This window comes from Streptomyces sp. NBC_00259 (assembly GCF_036181745.1).
GTDB classification, from domain to species: domain Bacteria; phylum Actinomycetota; class Actinomycetes; order Streptomycetales; family Streptomycetaceae; genus Streptomyces; species Streptomyces pratisoli.
Genome location: NZ_CP108080.1, coordinates 6,173,487 through 6,188,321, shown reverse-complemented (window position 1 = coordinate 6,188,321; position 14,835 = coordinate 6,173,487). Strand labels below are relative to the sequence as shown.

The 14,835-nt window shown below is 71.0% G+C and carries 12 protein-coding genes and 2 pseudogenes; 3 read left to right on the top strand and 11 right to left on the bottom strand.

All coding sequences use genetic code 11. The annotated features are described in order from the left end of the window. Positions 1-8: 8 nt before the first annotated feature. Both OG766_RS27845 and OG766_RS27840 read left to right on the top strand, forming a co-directional pair. The gene (locus OG766_RS27845) at positions 9-401 is read left to right on the top strand and encodes a hypothetical protein (RefSeq protein WP_328726463.1); all 393 of its coding nucleotides are present in this window, start codon (positions 9-11) and stop codon (positions 399-401) included. Between the two features lie 5 nt (positions 402-406). Next, a pseudogene (locus OG766_RS27840) lies at positions 407-592 on the top strand (hypothetical protein); the annotation flags it as partial. Here OG766_RS27840 and OG766_RS27835 read toward each other — a convergent pair. The 9 genes and pseudogenes from OG766_RS27835 to OG766_RS27795 all read right to left on the bottom strand — a co-directional run. Further along, positions 526-984, bottom strand: a pseudogene (locus OG766_RS27835) (IS110 family transposase); the annotation flags it as partial. The pseudogenes OG766_RS27840 and OG766_RS27835 sit on opposite strands and share 67 nt — an antisense overlap. Before the next feature lie 265 nt (positions 985-1,249). After that, positions 1,250-1,930 carry a response regulator transcription factor gene (locus tag OG766_RS27830; RefSeq protein ID WP_328726462.1) on the bottom strand — a complete coding sequence of 227 codons (681 nt, stop codon included), beginning with the start codon at positions 1,928-1,930 and terminating at the stop codon, positions 1,250-1,252. Positions 1,931-2,081: 151 nt separating this feature from the next. Next, positions 2,082-4,073, bottom strand: coding sequence for an FtsX-like permease family protein (locus OG766_RS27825; RefSeq protein ID WP_328726461.1), 1,992 nt, complete (start codon positions 4,071-4,073; stop codon positions 2,082-2,084). Beyond that, on the bottom strand, positions 4,073-4,819 hold the full coding sequence (locus OG766_RS27820; protein ID WP_328726460.1) for an ABC transporter ATP-binding protein: 747 nt from the start codon (positions 4,817-4,819) through the stop codon (positions 4,073-4,075). Before OG766_RS27820 ends, OG766_RS27825 begins: the two co-directional genes overlap by 1 nt. Positions 4,820-5,056: 237 nt before the next feature. Continuing rightward, positions 5,057-6,223, bottom strand: a complete 1,167-nt coding sequence (locus OG766_RS27815) for a glycosyltransferase family 4 protein (protein WP_328726459.1) — start codon at positions 6,221-6,223, stop codon at positions 5,057-5,059. A 53-nt stretch (positions 6,224-6,276) separates the two neighbouring features. Next, on the bottom strand, positions 6,277-7,128 hold the full coding sequence (locus tag OG766_RS27810) for an FkbM family methyltransferase (RefSeq protein WP_328726458.1): 852 nt from the start codon (positions 7,126-7,128) through the stop codon (positions 6,277-6,279). Beyond that, on the bottom strand, positions 7,125-8,474 hold the full coding sequence (locus OG766_RS27805) for a glycosyltransferase 87 family protein (RefSeq protein ID WP_328726457.1): 1,350 nt from the start codon (positions 8,472-8,474) through the stop codon (positions 7,125-7,127). The genes OG766_RS27810 and OG766_RS27805 overlap by 4 nt, the downstream gene beginning before the upstream one ends. Before the next feature lie 178 nt (positions 8,475-8,652). Next, positions 8,653-10,134 (bottom strand): AMP-binding protein, encoded by a 1,482-nt coding sequence (locus tag OG766_RS27800; RefSeq protein WP_328726456.1) that lies wholly within the window; start codon positions 10,132-10,134, stop codon positions 8,653-8,655. Between the two features lie 111 nt (positions 10,135-10,245). After that, entirely contained in the window at positions 10,246-11,601 is a 1,356-nt protein-coding gene (locus OG766_RS27795; protein ID WP_328726455.1) for a serine hydrolase domain-containing protein, read from the bottom strand. Positions 11,602-11,811: 210 nt separating this feature from the next. On the opposite strand from OG766_RS27795, the gene pheA reads away from it, so the two are divergent. Beyond that, positions 11,812-12,747 carry a prephenate dehydratase gene (pheA, locus tag OG766_RS27790; RefSeq protein WP_328726454.1) on the top strand — a complete coding sequence of 312 codons (936 nt, stop codon included), beginning with the start codon at positions 11,812-11,814 and terminating at the stop codon, positions 12,745-12,747. 75 nt (positions 12,748-12,822) lie between these two features. Here pheA and OG766_RS27785 read toward each other — a convergent pair whose 3' ends face one another. After that, positions 12,823-13,485 carry a response regulator transcription factor gene (locus OG766_RS27785; RefSeq protein WP_328726453.1) on the bottom strand — a complete coding sequence of 221 codons (663 nt, stop codon included), beginning with the start codon at positions 13,483-13,485 and terminating at the stop codon, positions 12,823-12,825. Next, entirely contained in the window at positions 13,473-14,726 is a 1,254-nt protein-coding gene (locus OG766_RS27780; protein ID WP_328726452.1) for a sensor histidine kinase, read from the bottom strand. Before OG766_RS27780 ends, OG766_RS27785 begins: the two co-directional genes overlap by 13 nt. Between the last annotated feature and the right edge of the window lie 109 nt (positions 14,727-14,835).

The window sequence follows — 14,835 nt, the reverse complement described above, 5'->3', positions numbered from 1 at the left end:
ATGGAGTCATGTCCTCCAGTCCACAGCACCCCGCACCGGCCCCGAGGGACGTCTCGGGCGCGGACGCCGAGGACCTCGCGCTGTACCGGGAGAAGTTCCGCCGCCGTCTGCCCAAGTCGCTTGACGAGCTGCACGGGCCGACACACGGTGTCGTGGATCTGCCGCTGCACATGGCCTGGTCCGGGATGACCTCATACGACCTGGGCAAGCCGCGCCAGCGTATGGGCCTGTACCGCACCGTCCTGCACGAGGGCTTGCACAACGACCTCCCCCGCTACCTCAACCAGGACCTGCTCCTCCAGATGTGGCCGGTGCTGCGCACCCTCGTCGGCCGCAGCGTGCGCTCCGTGTGGGAAGACGCCTTCCCCCAGCTCGCCTCCCGCACCCGGGCAGCCGCGTGACGGACATGCCGGAGCTGCACACGCGGCTCCTGGCGGATGTGATCGCCCTCGGTTCCCCGTATCCACTGGTTCTCACCGGTGGATACGCCGTGCGGGCACACCGCCTCGTGAACCGCCCCAGCCAGGACCTCGACGTCGCCACCGAGAACCCGGCGCCCATGGCCGACATCGCCGCCACGCTCCGGGCCGGCTCGTCGGTCAGTTCCAGGGAGCGCAGGGTGTGCGGCATCGTGCGGGCGGCGTCCGCGATCACGGCCGCGTCCTTCGCGTCGGTCTTCGCCTCGCCCGGGTAGAGGTCGGCGATCCGTCGCATGGCCAGTCCGGGCAGGTGGGCGACCTGGCAGCCCGCGTCGCGGGCGACGGTCCGCGGCAAGGCACCGATGGAGGCGGGCTGGTCCACGACCACAAGGACGGTGCCGAACTTCGCGGCCAGTTTCTCGAAGACGGCCCGCAGTTTCGGCTCGCTGTTGCGCAGCGGCTTGTCGAAGACCTTCTTGCCGCCCGGGGTGAGCCCGTGCCCGTGATGCGTACTCTTGGCGACGTCCAGGCCGAGGAAGACGCTCACGTTTCTGGTGTCGATCACCGTGCCCCCACTCACTCGATGCCGTGCCGGCCTGGGCGTCGGGGCCGTTCTCGCGCATCCACGTTATGCAGACCTGCCGCCCGCGAACGGCTGGGCATTGCGCCCGGCCAGGCGGTGGTCGGACCTCTCATCAGCGTCTCCGACGGCACCCTTCGGGCCCGGTGACACCACCCCCAGGTCATCCGTTCGACAGGGGGCAAAAGTCGTGCCGGGCGCGGAGGCCAGCGGCCCTCTTGCAGGACCGCGAAAAACATAACGGGGCGGCTCAGAGGGCAGGGGCCTCGGCTTCGCGGTTGCGTTCCATCCCACGTAGATAGTCGAGCACGGCCAGTACACGGCGATGGTTTTCTCCTGAGGCGGGGATCTGCAATTTACCCAGGATTGAAGTGACGTGCTTCTCCACAGCGCGTTCCGAGATGCCCAGGCGCTTGACGATGCCGCTGTTGGTGAGGCCGGTGGCGACGAGTTCGAGGACCTGGCGTTCGCGAGAGGTGAGGAGGTCGGTGGCGCGGCGTTCCCGGGGGTTTCCGACGAACTGTTTGAATATTTCAGGGTCCAGCACGGTCTCGCCTTTGGCCACCCGCTTGAGGGCGGAGAGGAACTCGTCGAAGTCGCCGACCCGTTGTTTCAGCAGATAGCCGGAGCCAGCGGGGGCGTTGCGCAGGAGCTCTTCCGCGTAGGCATGCTCGATGTACTGGGACAGAACCAGAACTGCCGTGCTCGGGCAGACTAATTGGACCTCGCGGGCCGCTCGGATGCCCTCGTCGGTGTAGGTGGGCGGCATCCGGACATCCATGATCGCCACGTCGGGAGCGAGTTCGCGGATTACTTGGAGAATGTTCTCGGTGTCGCCCAATGATGCGACGACCTCGATACCTTCGTCCGCCAGCAACCTTGCCATCCCCACCCGCAACAGGGCGGAATCTTCGGCCAATGCAACGCGCATGGCGACTCCTGAGTGCTGAAGTCGGCCCAGTGTGGGGGAACTGAACCGGACAATCGATTACTTGGTGGCAGGACGCCGTTTCAGCAGGTGTGTTTGAGTATGCAGGTGCTCAGCATAGAGGAGCGTGCTACCACGTTAGCCCTCGTTGACTTCATTGGCGTGTGTTGAGCACGGCAACGGCGCCTCGGCCGGCCAGGCGCCGCGTCGCGGAGACCGCCACGGCGATGGCGACCGCGAGGCACGCGGCGACCAGTCCAGCGAGAACTGCCCAGGGGACGCTGATGTCGACCGTTCCGTACGTGGCCTTCAGCGCTCCCCGGTATGCCCACAGGCCGAGGGTGATCACGACGGCGGCGATGCCCGCGCCGACCAGGGTGGTGGTCAGGCTCTCCCACAGGGCCATCCGGCGCAGTTGTTCCTCGCTGACGCCGACCATGCGCATCCCGGCGATCTCCCTGCCCCGTCGGCTGTAGGACATGACCAAGGTGCCGGCCACCGCGATCAGCGCGTACACCGAGGCGGGTCCGATCAGTACCAGCAGGACCAGGTCGTTGAGCCGGTCCTGGTCACTGGTGGAGTGGCCGAACCAGTCCGCGGTGGGTGTTACCTTGACGCCCACGTCCCGTAGTTCGCTGTTCAGCCGTGCCGCCGTCGCCTCGACGGCGCCGGCCTGCGTCTCCTCGAGCAGGACCGTCGCCCGCTGTGGCGCCGCCGCTCCACTCGTGCCGGGCGCAAGGACCAGGTGCGGCACCGCCGAGCCGCCGTCCAGCACGGCTGTCACTTCGGCCGTGACCGGTTCGCCGCCGAAGCGCCCGTAGGTGAGGCGGTCGCCCGCATGGACGCCGTACCAGTCGGAGAACTCCTTGGAGACCGCGACCGTGCCCGGCGCGAGCGCCCGGACACTGCCCTCCAGCGCGCTGACCCTGTGGGTACGGGCCAGGTCCGGTACATCGGCGACGGCCGCGTCGTCCTGCCATGCCGAGTACGGCCCGGCCACCGCGACGTCCAGCGGAGCGGGCGCCGATACGGCACGCACACCCGGCTGAACGCGCAGCTTGGTCAGCACGTCGGGGTTCAGGCCCTCGCCCGAGTCGGGCGAGACGGGTTCCACCACCAACTGGCCCGCTGTTCGCTGCCGGTCGTCGGCGGTGACGGTGGCGCCGGTGGTGGCCAGCACCGAGGTGAAGGTGCCGACGATGGCCACGATGGCGAGGACCGGTCCGACCAGTGAGGCGGTCCGGCGCCTGGAGGTGACGACCGCTTCCACCGCCAGGAGGCCGGAGACCGACTGGGTCCGCTTCAGCCCGGCGGTCAACAGCCTTACCAGGGGCGGGAGATACAGGGGGCCCAGCAGCGCCGTCGACAGGGTCAGCGCCATCGGGCCGAAGAGAGCCAGCGGAGTGGCCGCCTCCGAGCCGGCGCCCGGGGCCAGGGCGAGCATCACGGCGCCGCTGATGAGCAGCAGGACACCCGTCGTCCCGCGTCCGGTGGTCATCGCCCGGGAGTCGAGATCGGCCTCGCGCAGCGCCTCGGCGGGCCCGGTGCGCGCGGCCTGCCGGGAGGCGGCCGTCGCGCCGAGTACGGCGATGGCGAAACCGCAGGCCGCGGCGAACAGCAGGGGTCCGCCGAGCGCACCGGTGCGCATGTCGATGGGCGACAGGCCGGTGCCGTTGAGGCCGCTCAGTGCAAGCGGTGTGGCGACGGCCGCCGCCGCGCAGCCCACGAGGGTGGCGGGTACCGCCACCGCCACCGACTCGCCGATCACCATGCGCCGTACCTGCGGCCCGCCCGCGCCGACCAGCCGCAGCAGGCCCATGTCCCGGCGGCGCAGGGCGACGCTGAACGCGCCGGTTCCGGCGATGACGAAGACCGTGACGAAGGCGGAGACGACAGCGGCCATCACGAGTACGGTCTGTATCCCGCCCATGTCGGGGGCGCCGGTGATCAGCGTGTGGCTCGTGCCCTCGCCGTCCTTGAGGGTGATGGAGGGGTTACCGGAGCCGGAAGGCTGCGGCACGTTCCAGGTCGCGGCCAGCGCCGCAGCCGACACCCCGATCAGCGCCACGCCGAGGGCCAGCGCGATGAAGGTTCCCGCGAACAGCGCCCAGTAATGGCATACCGAGCGTACGGACAGACGCCACATCAGGACTCCCAGAGGCCGAGGCGGGCGGCGACCTGCTCGGCCCTCGGGTTGTCGATCTTGTCCACGGCCTGGCCGTCGTAGAGGAAGACCACCCGGTCCGCCCAGGCTGCCGCCACCGGGTCGTGGGTGACCATCACCACGGTCCGGCCGGCCCGGTCCACCAGGTCCCGCAGCAGCGCCATGATCTGCCGGCCGGTCTGCCGGTCGAGCGATCCGGTCGGTTCGTCGGCGTAGACGATCTCGGGCTGGACCACCAGGGTCCGGGCGATGGCCACGCGCTGCTGCTGGCCGCCGGAGAGCTGCGCGGGGCGCCGCCCCGCCTTGTCCTCCAGGCCCACCTGCCGCAGTGCCTCCATGACGACCGCTCGCTGGGGCCGACCACCGTTCAGCCGCAGCGGCAGGGCGACGTTCTCGTACGCCGTGAGCATGGGCAGGAGGTTGAACTGCTGGAAGACGAAGCCGATGCGACTGCGCCGGATCAGTGTCAGCTGCCGCTCGTCGCAGGCGCCCAGGTCGGTCTCGCCCAGGAGCACCTGTCCGCTGGTGGGACGGTCCAGCCCCGCGGCGCAGTGCAGCAGGGTCGTCTTCCCCGCTCCGGACGGGCCCATGATCGCGGTCATGGACTTCGCCGGGAACCCCACGGTGACCTCGCGCAGCACCGGCACCGGCCCCGCCGCGCCGGGGTAGCTCTTGGAGACGGAGACCATCTGGGTCGCCGGCAGGTGGACGTCGGTGAGCAGTGGCATCGGTGGTTCCTCGGTGGGGTCGGGGGGTGTTACGTCCAGTCCAGCACGGGCGAAGTCGCTGGACAGTGGGCCTGTGAGGAGTCTTTGGGGGAGGGTTTTCCCTACCATCGGCAGAGTCGGAGGGCGTTGGAGGCCATCGCAGGCCGGGGCGGGCCGCACGTCAGCGGCCGGCCCGTACGCCTGCGCTTCGGCTGCCCCTTACGCCATCACCGGACCCGTACGCCGTCGTCGGCTTCGTCAGCGAGGGCACACGTCCTGCTCGGGCACCCTTTCGAGATCGGGGTCGAGCAGCTGCGTCAGGTAGCGGGCCGAAGCGTCCCAGGACCACTGCCGCTCGACCCACTCGCGTCCGGCGGCGCCCATCGCGGCCTGGTCCGGCGACAGCAGTGTCAGCGCGATGGTCCGGGCGACGGCCTTGACGTCCGTGCCGTCGACCACATGCCCGTTCTTCCCTTCGAGCACGGTGTCGGGTGCGCCGCCGGAGTCGCCGGCGATCACGGGCAGTCCGCTGGCCGCGGCCTCCAGGAAGACGATGCCCAGGCCCTCCGCCTCCAGGCCGGCGCGCCTGGTGCGGCACGGCATGGCGAAGACGTCCGCCGCCGCGTAGAACGTGGGCATGTCGGTGTGGCCCTTGCCGCCCGCGAAGACGACGGAGCCCTCCGCGGTGTGCTTACGGGCCAGGGCGCGCAACCGCCGCTCGTGCGGGCCCTGGCCGACAATCACCAACGCCGCTTGTGGTACGGCTCGTTGGATGAGCGGGAGGGCGCGGATGAGGGTGTCCTGCCCCTTGCGCGGCACCAGGCGCGAGGCGCACAGGATGACCTTCCTGCCGCTGATGCCGTAGTCGTCACGGAGCTCTTGGACGCGCTGCGCGGGGAGGTCGGGCCGGAAGTCCTCGGGGTCGACTCCCGGTACGAGCCGGCTCATCCGGGCCCTCGGTCCGAGGGCGGGCGCGATCCGGGACCGGGTGTACTGACCCAGGTAGGTCACCACGTCCACGCTGTCGCCTATGCGCCGCAGGACCTGGCGCGCCCCGGGCGTACGGGCCCACCAGATCTCATGGCCGTGGGTGGTGGCGACGGTCCGGCGGATGCCGGCCCGACGTAGGTCGGAGGCCATGTAGGCGAGCGGGGCCGCCGCGCCGAACCAGACCCGGTCACAGCCGTGTTCGCGGGCGATCGCCATCGCTCTTCGGGTGACGCGCCGGGTCGGCAGCAAGGTGCGGGTGGAGTCCCGGATCACGGGGAACGGCAGGGTGGCGTCGTACTCGGCCGCCCCCGGTTCGTTCGAGGTGTAGACCACCACGTCGTTGCCGGGTATACGGGTGGCCAGCGCGTGGACGAAGGTCTCGATGCCGCCCTGGCGAGGCGGGAAGTCGTTCGTGATGACGAGAGTGGTGCTCATGGGTGCCGTCGCTGCCTTCGGTGTGGATGATCTCGACTGCCGGACATGGGCTCTCAGGAGACGAAGAGGTAGTTGCGGAAGTCGTCGGTGATGCGGGTGGTTTCGGTCCAGCGCCCCCGGTACCGGCGGTGGAGGCCGTATCCGAAGTCCTGGAGGTGGCTGACCACGTCCGCGGGCCGTGCGCCGTACTTGTCCAGATGCCTGCTCTCGATCTCCAGCAGCAGGGTCGGCCGGCAGCGGCGCAGCGCCTCCTGCGCTCCGGTCAGGACGGCGAGTTCGGCGCCCTCGACATCGGCCTTCACGAAGCCGAGCTTCTCGATGCCTGCCCGGCGCACCAGTTGGTCCAGTGTCTGGACCGGGGTGCGCACCGGCCGGGAGGTGCGGAACTCGCTGTTGGGGCCGGGCCCGGAGGCGCCCTGGGTCAGGAAGGCGCGCCCGTGCACCGGCAGTCCCTTGCGCCGGGGCAGGCTCAGGGTGCCGTGACCGGGGCGGGCCCCGAGGGCGGTGCAGTGGACGGTGACGTTGCCGCACCCCAGGAGGCGGGCGCCGGTGCGCAGCCAGCGGGCTGGGCCGGGCAGGGGTTCGACACTGTGCACGCGCCCCGAGGGCCCGGCCAGGGCGGCCAGCGTCCAGGTGTAGAGGCCGTATTCGGCGCCGATGTCCAGGCAGACGTCGCCGGGGGCGACCAACTCGCCGAGGCCGGCGACCTCTTCCTCCACGAAGGAGCAGCGGGGGGCCGCCCAGCGCAGGGCGGCGGCCACGCCCGTGGTGCGCCTGCCGGGCCGGCTGTCCGTCCGGTCCGCGGTTCGGCTGTCCGCCCGGCCCGCGGTTCGGCTGCCTGCCCGGTGCAGCGGGCGGGAGCTGTCGGCCGGGTACAGCCGCTGGGACGGGGCCGGGTCGGTCATCGTTTTCCTCCTGTGCCGGCGGGTGCGTACGGGCCTCGGGACGGGACGACGGGGGCGGCGCGGCCGGGCCGCGCGCCGCGCACCAACAGGCTGGGAACCGGTTCACGCGGATCGGCCTGCCGGGCCCACACCATCAGCACGATGGGCAGTGCGAGATAGCCGAAGCGTCCGGCGGGCGCCAGGGTGAAGGCCACGATCAGGCCGATCGCGAGCCGGTCGGCCGCGGCCCGCAGATGAGCCGGCGGGCGTTGTACGAGGGATACGGCGACGGCGAGCGCCCCGAAGATCAGCAGCCCGACGGCCGCGTACCAGCCGGCCGGACCGAGATCGGCCAGCAGCCGGCCGGGCAGCGGACTGGCGGCGGGGGTCGGCAGGTCGCCGCGTCCGGTCGGGAAGGCGAGCACCTGCTCGACCATGGCGGCGGGTGAGAGCAGTGCGCCGGGCACGATCAGCAGGGTCGCGCCGGCCGCCACGGTGCCCGCGCACCGCACGGCCGCCCGGCGGCCCGCCACACAGCCGAGCAGGGCCATGGCCACCGCGATCGCGGGCCAGGCGGTCCACTTGAGGGAGCACACCACGGCGAGCACCAGGCCCGCCGCCGCCGGGCGGCCGCGGGCCGCGATGGCGAGGGCGAGGCAGCACAGGCCGGTCAGCGGGAGGTCCACTCCGCTGACGCACAGGGGCAGGGCCACCACGGGAGACGCGATCATCACCGCCACGGCCGTTCCGTACGGTATCCGCTCGCGCCGACCCGTACGGGGGGCCGTCGCACTGTTCCGGCGGAGCATCAGACGTCCCGTGTGCAGGCACAGGACGAACACCGCAGCGCACCAGATCCGGGCGTCACCGAGCAGCCTCGCCGCCCAACTGTGGTCGCCCGTCAACGCCTTGGGGATGCCGAGCAAAGCCATGGCGGGGAGGTACGGCGTGTAGTCCGTGACCTTGTCCGGGTGGGGAAGGTACGGGGTTCCCTGCTCCAGCAGCAGTCGGCCGGAGCGCTCGATCACGTCGACCTCGCTCTGGGCCCGTCCCGTCAGTACGAGGAAAAGCAGGGGCGCCACCACCGCACCGACCAGCGCGACGGTCACCGCCGCACGCCGGGCGCGCGGGCCGGGCCGCACGTACGACACGGCTGCCGCGGCCGCGTATCCCAGCGCGGCGCTCGTTCCCCAGAGCCGGTGCGTCTCCAGTGAGGAGACCACGGGGAAAGCGGCGGCCCACAGGGCGGCGAGCAGCCATCCTGTGGCCCAGGTCCCCCTCCGGTTCCACCAGGGGACGGCAGGGCTCGCGGGTTCGGTGACCGCTTCCGCGGCAGTGACCGGGTATTCGACTCGACGGAATCTCACTGTGCCATTGCAGCCGCGGGAACCATCAAGGTCATCAGAGTTAGGTCGAGACTTCCTGGTCGGGTTTCCCCTACCGCCGGCAGCCCGGGACCCGCGGCCGTCCCTGCCACGCGAACGGGCCCTGCCTGCACAGGTGTTCACGAAGCCGGTGCGGAGAGCGGATCACGCCGCGGCGCGGTCACTGGTGCTCCACGGCGTACGCGGCCAGCGGCTCGCCGGGGAGCATGGCGTCCTTGGAGCCCATGACCAGCGCGGCGCCGGTGACCAGGCCCATGCAGATCTCCCAGAACGCCGCGTCGAAGCTGGCGGAGGCGAACTGCAGGATCCGGCTGTCCGGCGTGACGTCGAAGTGCTCGGTCTGTACGGCCGCGAGGTTGCCGATTCCGGCGTGCGAGACCAGCACGCCCTTGGGCTTGCCGGTGGAGCCGGAGGTGTAGATGACGTACGCGAGGTCCTGTGGGGACATCTCGACGTCCGGCGCGGAGAGCGGGTAGCGGTCCGAGTCGGCCGGCTCCGGGTCCTGGTCCACGGTGACGAGGACGGCGTCGGTGTGCGGCAGCCGGTCGCGCAGGCCCCTTTGCGTCACGACCAACCGCGCGCCGGAGTCCTGGAGCATGTAGGCGAGCCGGCCGGGCGGATAGTCGGCGTCCAGCGGCAGATAGGCGGCGCCCGCCTTCATGATGCCGAGCAGTCCCACCGCCATCGGGGCGCCGCGCTCCACGCACAGGCCGACCAGGACGTCCCGGCCGGCGCCGAGCCCGCGCAGGTGGTGCGCGAGCCGGTTGGCCCGCTCGTCCAGCTCCCGGTAGGTCACCGTGCCGTGCTCGTCGATGACGGCGACCGCGTCCGGACGGGACGCCACATGGGTGGCGAAGAGTTCGGGGAAGGTGCCGGTGGGGACCTCGCGGTCGGTGGCGTTCCATTCCCGGACGACCTGGTCGTACTCGCTGTCCGTGAGCATCGGCAGCGCCGGGATCGCGCGCCGGGGGTCGGCGGCGGCGCCCGCCAGCAGAACGCCGAGATGGCCGGCGAGCCGGGCGACGGTGGGCTCGTCGAAGAGGGCCGTGCTGAAGCGGATGCGCGCCGTGGGCCGCTCTGCCGGGCCGGCGAACTCAAGCGAGAGGTCCAGCGGATCGAACGGCGCCGGGAGCGCGCCGCTTTCCTCCCGCACCACGACCATGGCCTGGACGAACGGGGTCACGCTGGTGTCCTGCTGCGGAGCCAGCGCGTCCACCAGCTGCGCGAGCGAGACGCCGTCATGGCCGAAGGCGTCCCGCACCGTCTCCTTGACCTGGGCGACCAGCTCGCCGAACGAGGCCCGCGCCTCGACCCGGCTGCGCAGCACGACCGTGTGCCCGCTGCGCGGGGAGAGCGTGCCGACGGCGATGTCGTCCTGGCCCGAGTAGCGGGTGAACAGCGCTTGCACGGCGGCCACCAGCACCTCGTGCGAGGTGGCCTCGTAGCGCCTGGCCAGTTCGCCCACGGCCGCGGGCAGGTGGGACGGGACATCGATGTCGTACGTCGACGTCTCGGCCGACCGCACGACGGGGCGCTGACGGTCGGTCGGCAGTTCGAGGGGAGCGATCCCCGCCAACTGCTGCCGCCAGAATTCAACGTGCCGGGAAAGCTCCCAGTCGGCCGACGCTGCAGCGCGAGTCACGCTGTACCTCCAGGATTAACGGACTTCGGCGAGAGGGTGCCCCCTGCCTACGGCCGGGGCGGGCTGCCGTGAAGTCGGAAAAGAGTGGTCAGGACGCGCGGCGGGAAGCCGTCAAGCCGCGGCGTGAGTGCGCTTAGCGGAACGCCCGGCGAGCTGCAGGAGGGCGATTTCGCCCGTACCGCCGTCCAGGACGAAGCGTCCGACGTATGGCGCCGCGTCTGTGTCGACGCGCCGGGCGGTGAAGCTCAGGCTGTCGTGCACGGTCACGTCGGCGACCAGGCCGGTGCGGTCGCTGAGCCGGATCCCGTCGTCGTGGCGCCGGATGGAGAAGACGGTGTCGCCGTTGCCGTAGTCGCCCACGAGCGGTTCGAAGTCACGCGGGCCGGTGCCGACCCCGGAAGCGGAGGGGTCGGGGGTGGGGACGCCGGGCTCATAGTCGCCGACGGCGATGCCGAGGGTGCGCAGTTCCCCGACCACGTCGGGCCAGAGGCTGGACCCGGTGGTGGCGTTGGTGGTCAGGGCAACGGCAAGGCCCGATTCCGGGTGGAAGCGCAGGTGAGCCGTGCCGCCGTCCACCGTGCCGTCGTGGCCGAGCCAGCGGTTGTCCGAGCTGCCGTAGTGGCCCAGGCCCAGGGCCCAGGCATCGGCCATGCCGAAGGCGTCGGCGCCGGGAACGGCGGTACGCATCTCGACGCGCTGCTCGTCCTCCAGGGGTGCGGCGGCCTTCGGGTCGGTGCCCATGTGCAACCGCGCGAGCGCGATCAGGTCCTGTGCGCTGCCGCTAAGCCCGCCGGCCGGTGTCCAGGTGGGCGGCAGGAACTGGTCGACGGGGCGCGCCTCGCGCTGTCCGGGCCTGACCGCGTGGCCCTTGGCCAGGGCCCGAGCGGGCCTCTCGGAGCTGTGATCGATGTACGGGTCGACGCCCAGCGGGCGCAGCAGGAAGTCCTGGAGCGCGTCGCGCCACTTCAGGCCGGTGACCGCCTCGACGAGACGGCCCAGGATGTTGTAGCCGGTGTTCGAGTACGAGAAGGAGTTCCCGGGGCGGTCCAGCAGCGGGAGCTGGGCAACGCTCGTCGCGTAACGGAACAGGGACCGCTCGTCGGAGTCGTCGAGTTCGTGGTCGGCCACCAGGCCGCTGGTGTGGCTGAGGAGTTGCCGGGAGGTGATCGAAGCCAGCCGGGCGTCCGCTGGCTCGCGGAATTCCGCCAGGACGTCGGAGACCGGCTCGTCGAGCTCCAGGTCGCCGTCGGACACGAGCTGGAGCACCAGCGTCGCGGCGAAGACCTTGCTCACGGAGCCGTAGGCGAATGCCGTACGGGTGTCCACCGCGCGGGGTTCGCCGTAGCACTCGAGTCCGGCGACGACGCTCACGGTTCCGGCACCGGTGTGCACGGCGAGCTGCGCCCCCGGTACGGCATGCATGTCTGCCAGTTCCTGTAATCGGCTCGCAAGCTGCCGTGCTTCCATGACTTCCCCCAACAGTCGACTGACCGGCGCATCCTTCGCCAGTACGGGTACCCGCACCACCGGGGGTGCGGGTAGCCGTACCTCTCAATCCTTGATCGTTCTCCCAGCCCAGGGCAAGCCGTTTCCCTGGGAGGAAAAAGCCCAGTTCAGAGGCCGCATGAAAGACGCGGCAGCAGACCGTGCGGGACACTGGCCCATTAGGGTGACGGCATGTCAGCTACCCGTTACACCTATCTCGGTCCGGAGGGCACCTTCACCGAAGCCGCACTCCGTACGCTTCCGGAAGCGGCCACCCGTGAGCTCGTCCCCATGGTGTCCGTGACCGCGGCGCTCGACGCCGTACGCGGCGGCGAGGCCGCGGCCGCCCTGGTACCGATCGAGAACTCGGTGGAGGGCGGCGTCACCACCACGCTCGACGAACTCGCCAACGGCGAACCGCTGATGATCTACCGGGAAGTGCTGCTTCCCATCACCTTCGCGCTGTTGGTACGCCCCGACACCCACCTGTCCGACATCAAGACGGTCACGGGCCACCCGGTCGCCCAGCCCCAGGTGCGCAACTGGCTCGCGGCGAAGCTGCCCGACGCCCGGTGGGAGTCGGCGGCCTCCAACGCGGACGGCGCGCGACTGGTGCGGGACGGGCGCTATGACGCCGCGTTCGCGGGCGAGTTCGCCGCGCGGACGTACGGGCTGGAGCCGCTGGTCACACAGATCCACGACGCGGAGAACGCCGAGACGCGCTTCGTGCTGGTGGGCCGATCGGCGCGGCCGTCGGCACCGACCGGCGCCGACCGGACCTCACTGATCATCTGGCTGGGCAACGACCATTCGGGCGCACTGCTCGAACTGCTCCAGGAGCTCGCGGTACGCGGGGTCAATCTGATGCTGATCCAGTCGCGACCGACGGGAGCGGGGATCGGCAACTACTGGTTCGCCGTGGACGCCGAGGGTCACATCACCGAACGGCGGGTCACCGAGGCCGTGATGGGGCTGAAGCGCAGCGCCCCCAAGGTGCGCTTCCTCGGCTCCTATCCGCGGGCCGGGGTGACGCCGAAGGACGTACGCACACTGCGGCCCGGCACGAGTGACGGTGAGTTCGTGAAGGCGGTGGACTGGCTGACGCGTATCCAGGACGGCCGGCCCTGAGGCCGAGCGTCAGCCCCTGATCCGCTGCCCCGGCTCACGGCGACCCCACCCCGACTCACGGCAGGCCGTCCGGCCTCACGGCGACTCGCCCCGCAGATGGGCGAGCACGGCGAGCACCCGCCGGTTGCCGTCGGTGGGGCCCAGATTCAGCTTCATGAAGATGTTGCTGGAGTGCTTGACCACGGAAGCCTCGGTCACACTCAGCCGCCGGGCGATCAGCTGGTTGTTGAGGCCCTCCGCCATCAGCGCCAGAACCTCACGCTCGCGCGGGGTGAGTTGGCGCAGCGGCCGGCTCGCCGTCTGCTGGGTGAGCAGGACGCGTACCACCTCGGGGTCGATGACGGTCTGGCCGTCCGCGACCCGGTGCAGGGTGTCCAGGAACTCGGAGACCTCCCCCACCCTGTCCTTGAGCAGATACCCCAGTCCAGCCGCTCCCCGGCCGTCACCGCTGAGCAGCTGGGTGGCATACGCGGTGGCGACGTACTGGGAGAGCACCAGGACCGGCAGCTGGTCGTGGCGGGCCCGCAGCTCCAGAGCGGCCTTGAGCCCTTCGTCCCGGAAGCCGGGCGGCATCCGGACGTCGGTGATCACGATGTCCGGATGCTGCTCGTCGACGGCGCGGGCCAGTGCCTCGGCGTCGCCGACCGCGGCGACCACCTCATGGCCGCTGCGCGTAAGGAGTTCGACGAGTCCGGCGCGCAGCAGCACGGCGTCCTCGGCCAGCACTATCCGGAGCACGGCACCTCCACTCGAAGCTGTGTCGGGCCGCCCCTGGGGCTGGCGACCACCAGCCGGCCCTTGAGAATCGCCATACGGTCCGCCAATCCCGACAGCCCGGTTCCCCCGGCGGGGTCCGCGCCACCGTGTCCGTCATCGGTGATCAGCAGGATAAGCCGGTCGTCCTTGTACCTGCCGACGACCGCGACCTGGGACGCGCCGCTGTGCTTGGCTGCGTTGGTCAGCGCTTCCGTCACGGTGAAGTACGCCGTCGTCTCCACCATGCCGGGCAGCCGGTGCGGCAGTTCGATGTCGACCGTGACGGGCAGCGGGTGGCCCAGCGCGACCTCCGCCACGGCGGCGGCGAGCCCGTGGTCGGTCAGCACTTGCGGGTGAATGCCGCGGACGAGCCTGCGCAGGTCGTCCAGCGCCTGTCGCGCCTCGCCGCGGGCCCGGGAGACGAGCTCGGCGGCCCGTGAGCCGCTCTCCCCCATCTCCATCTGGGCCAGCCCCAAGGTCATGGTGAGCGCGACCAGTTGCTGCTGGGCGCCGTCGTGCAGATCGCGTTCGATCCGGCGCCGCTCGGCCTCGAAGGCGTCGGCCAGCCGGATACGGGAGCGAGTGAGTTCGATGACACGGCTCTGGGACGGCTCATCGCGCGGGGCCAGCAGGAACAAGGCCGTCTTGACCTGCGCCGCAGCGAGCAGGCCCGCCACGTACGCGCACAGCACCAGGCCGAGCAGCCCCAGGGCGCAGAACGGCAGCGCGGCCGCCGGGCCGGAGATCGCCTGCCCGGGAATGATCATTACGGTCTCGGGGGCGAGCGCCCAGACGACAACCGGTGTCGCCACCAACATGCCCGACATCATCAGCAGCGCCGCGAAGCCGGTGTTCGCTCCGGTGAAGAAGACCGCGAGAATGACGGCATAGCCCAGTTCACGCCACGTTGCGCGCTCTCTCAGCCGTGTGTGCAGCCACGCTCGGGCGCCGGCCCCCGCCGGCGAGCTGTGCGGGTCCGGCAGCGGCACCGGTTCCACCAGCCGCAGGCGGCGGCGCTCCATGGTGGCGACGGGGAGACCGAACACCGTGATGACCGTGAGTATCACCAGGCCCACGCCGACGACCGAGAGCAGTACCCCGAAGAAGAGCAGCACGGCAAGGCTCACCAGTACGGCCAGGCCGAACACCAAGCCGCCGAGCAGAAAGGCCCAGCAGCGTAATGGCCAGCTGGAGGCGAGGAAGCGCAGCGGGTTCTGCTTCATCGCCTCCCATACGGCGACGCTCGGGGCGTCCTGCCCTTGTGTTGTCGAGGGCTCCGGTGGTTGCCCCGCGGGCGCCTGTTGAGTCCCGCCCGGCCGCCCTGACATGTGT

What these genes read in the sequence shown, in the direction of transcription:
- OG766_RS27795 (WP_328726455.1), bottom strand. Translation starts at nt 11,601, where the DNA reads ATGGAAGCACGGCAGCTTGCGAGCCGATTACAGGAACTGGCAGACATG.
- OG766_RS27830 (WP_328726462.1), bottom strand. Translation starts at nt 1,930, where the DNA reads ATGCGCGTTGCATTGGCCGAAGATTCCGCCCTGTTGCGGGTGGGGATG.
- OG766_RS27845 (WP_328726463.1), top strand. Translation starts at nt 9, where the DNA reads ATGTCCTCCAGTCCACAGCACCCCGCACCGGCCCCGAGGGACGTCTCG.
- OG766_RS27815 (WP_328726459.1), bottom strand. Translation starts at nt 6,223, where the DNA reads ATGAGCACCACTCTCGTCATCACGAACGACTTCCCGCCTCGCCAGGGC.
- OG766_RS27780 (WP_328726452.1), bottom strand. Translation starts at nt 14,726, where the DNA reads ATGAAGCAGAACCCGCTGCGCTTCCTCGCCTCCAGCTGGCCATTACGC.
- OG766_RS27825 (WP_328726461.1), bottom strand. Translation starts at nt 4,073, where the DNA reads ATGTGGCGTCTGTCCGTACGCTCGGTATGCCATTACTGGGCGCTGTTC.
- pheA (WP_328726454.1), top strand. Translation starts at nt 11,812, where the DNA reads ATGTCAGCTACCCGTTACACCTATCTCGGTCCGGAGGGCACCTTCACC.
- OG766_RS27820 (WP_328726460.1), bottom strand. Translation starts at nt 4,819, where the DNA reads ATGCCACTGCTCACCGACGTCCACCTGCCGGCGACCCAGATGGTCTCC.
- OG766_RS27810 (WP_328726458.1), bottom strand. Translation starts at nt 7,128, where the DNA reads ATGACCGACCCGGCCCCGTCCCAGCGGCTGTACCCGGCCGACAGCTCC.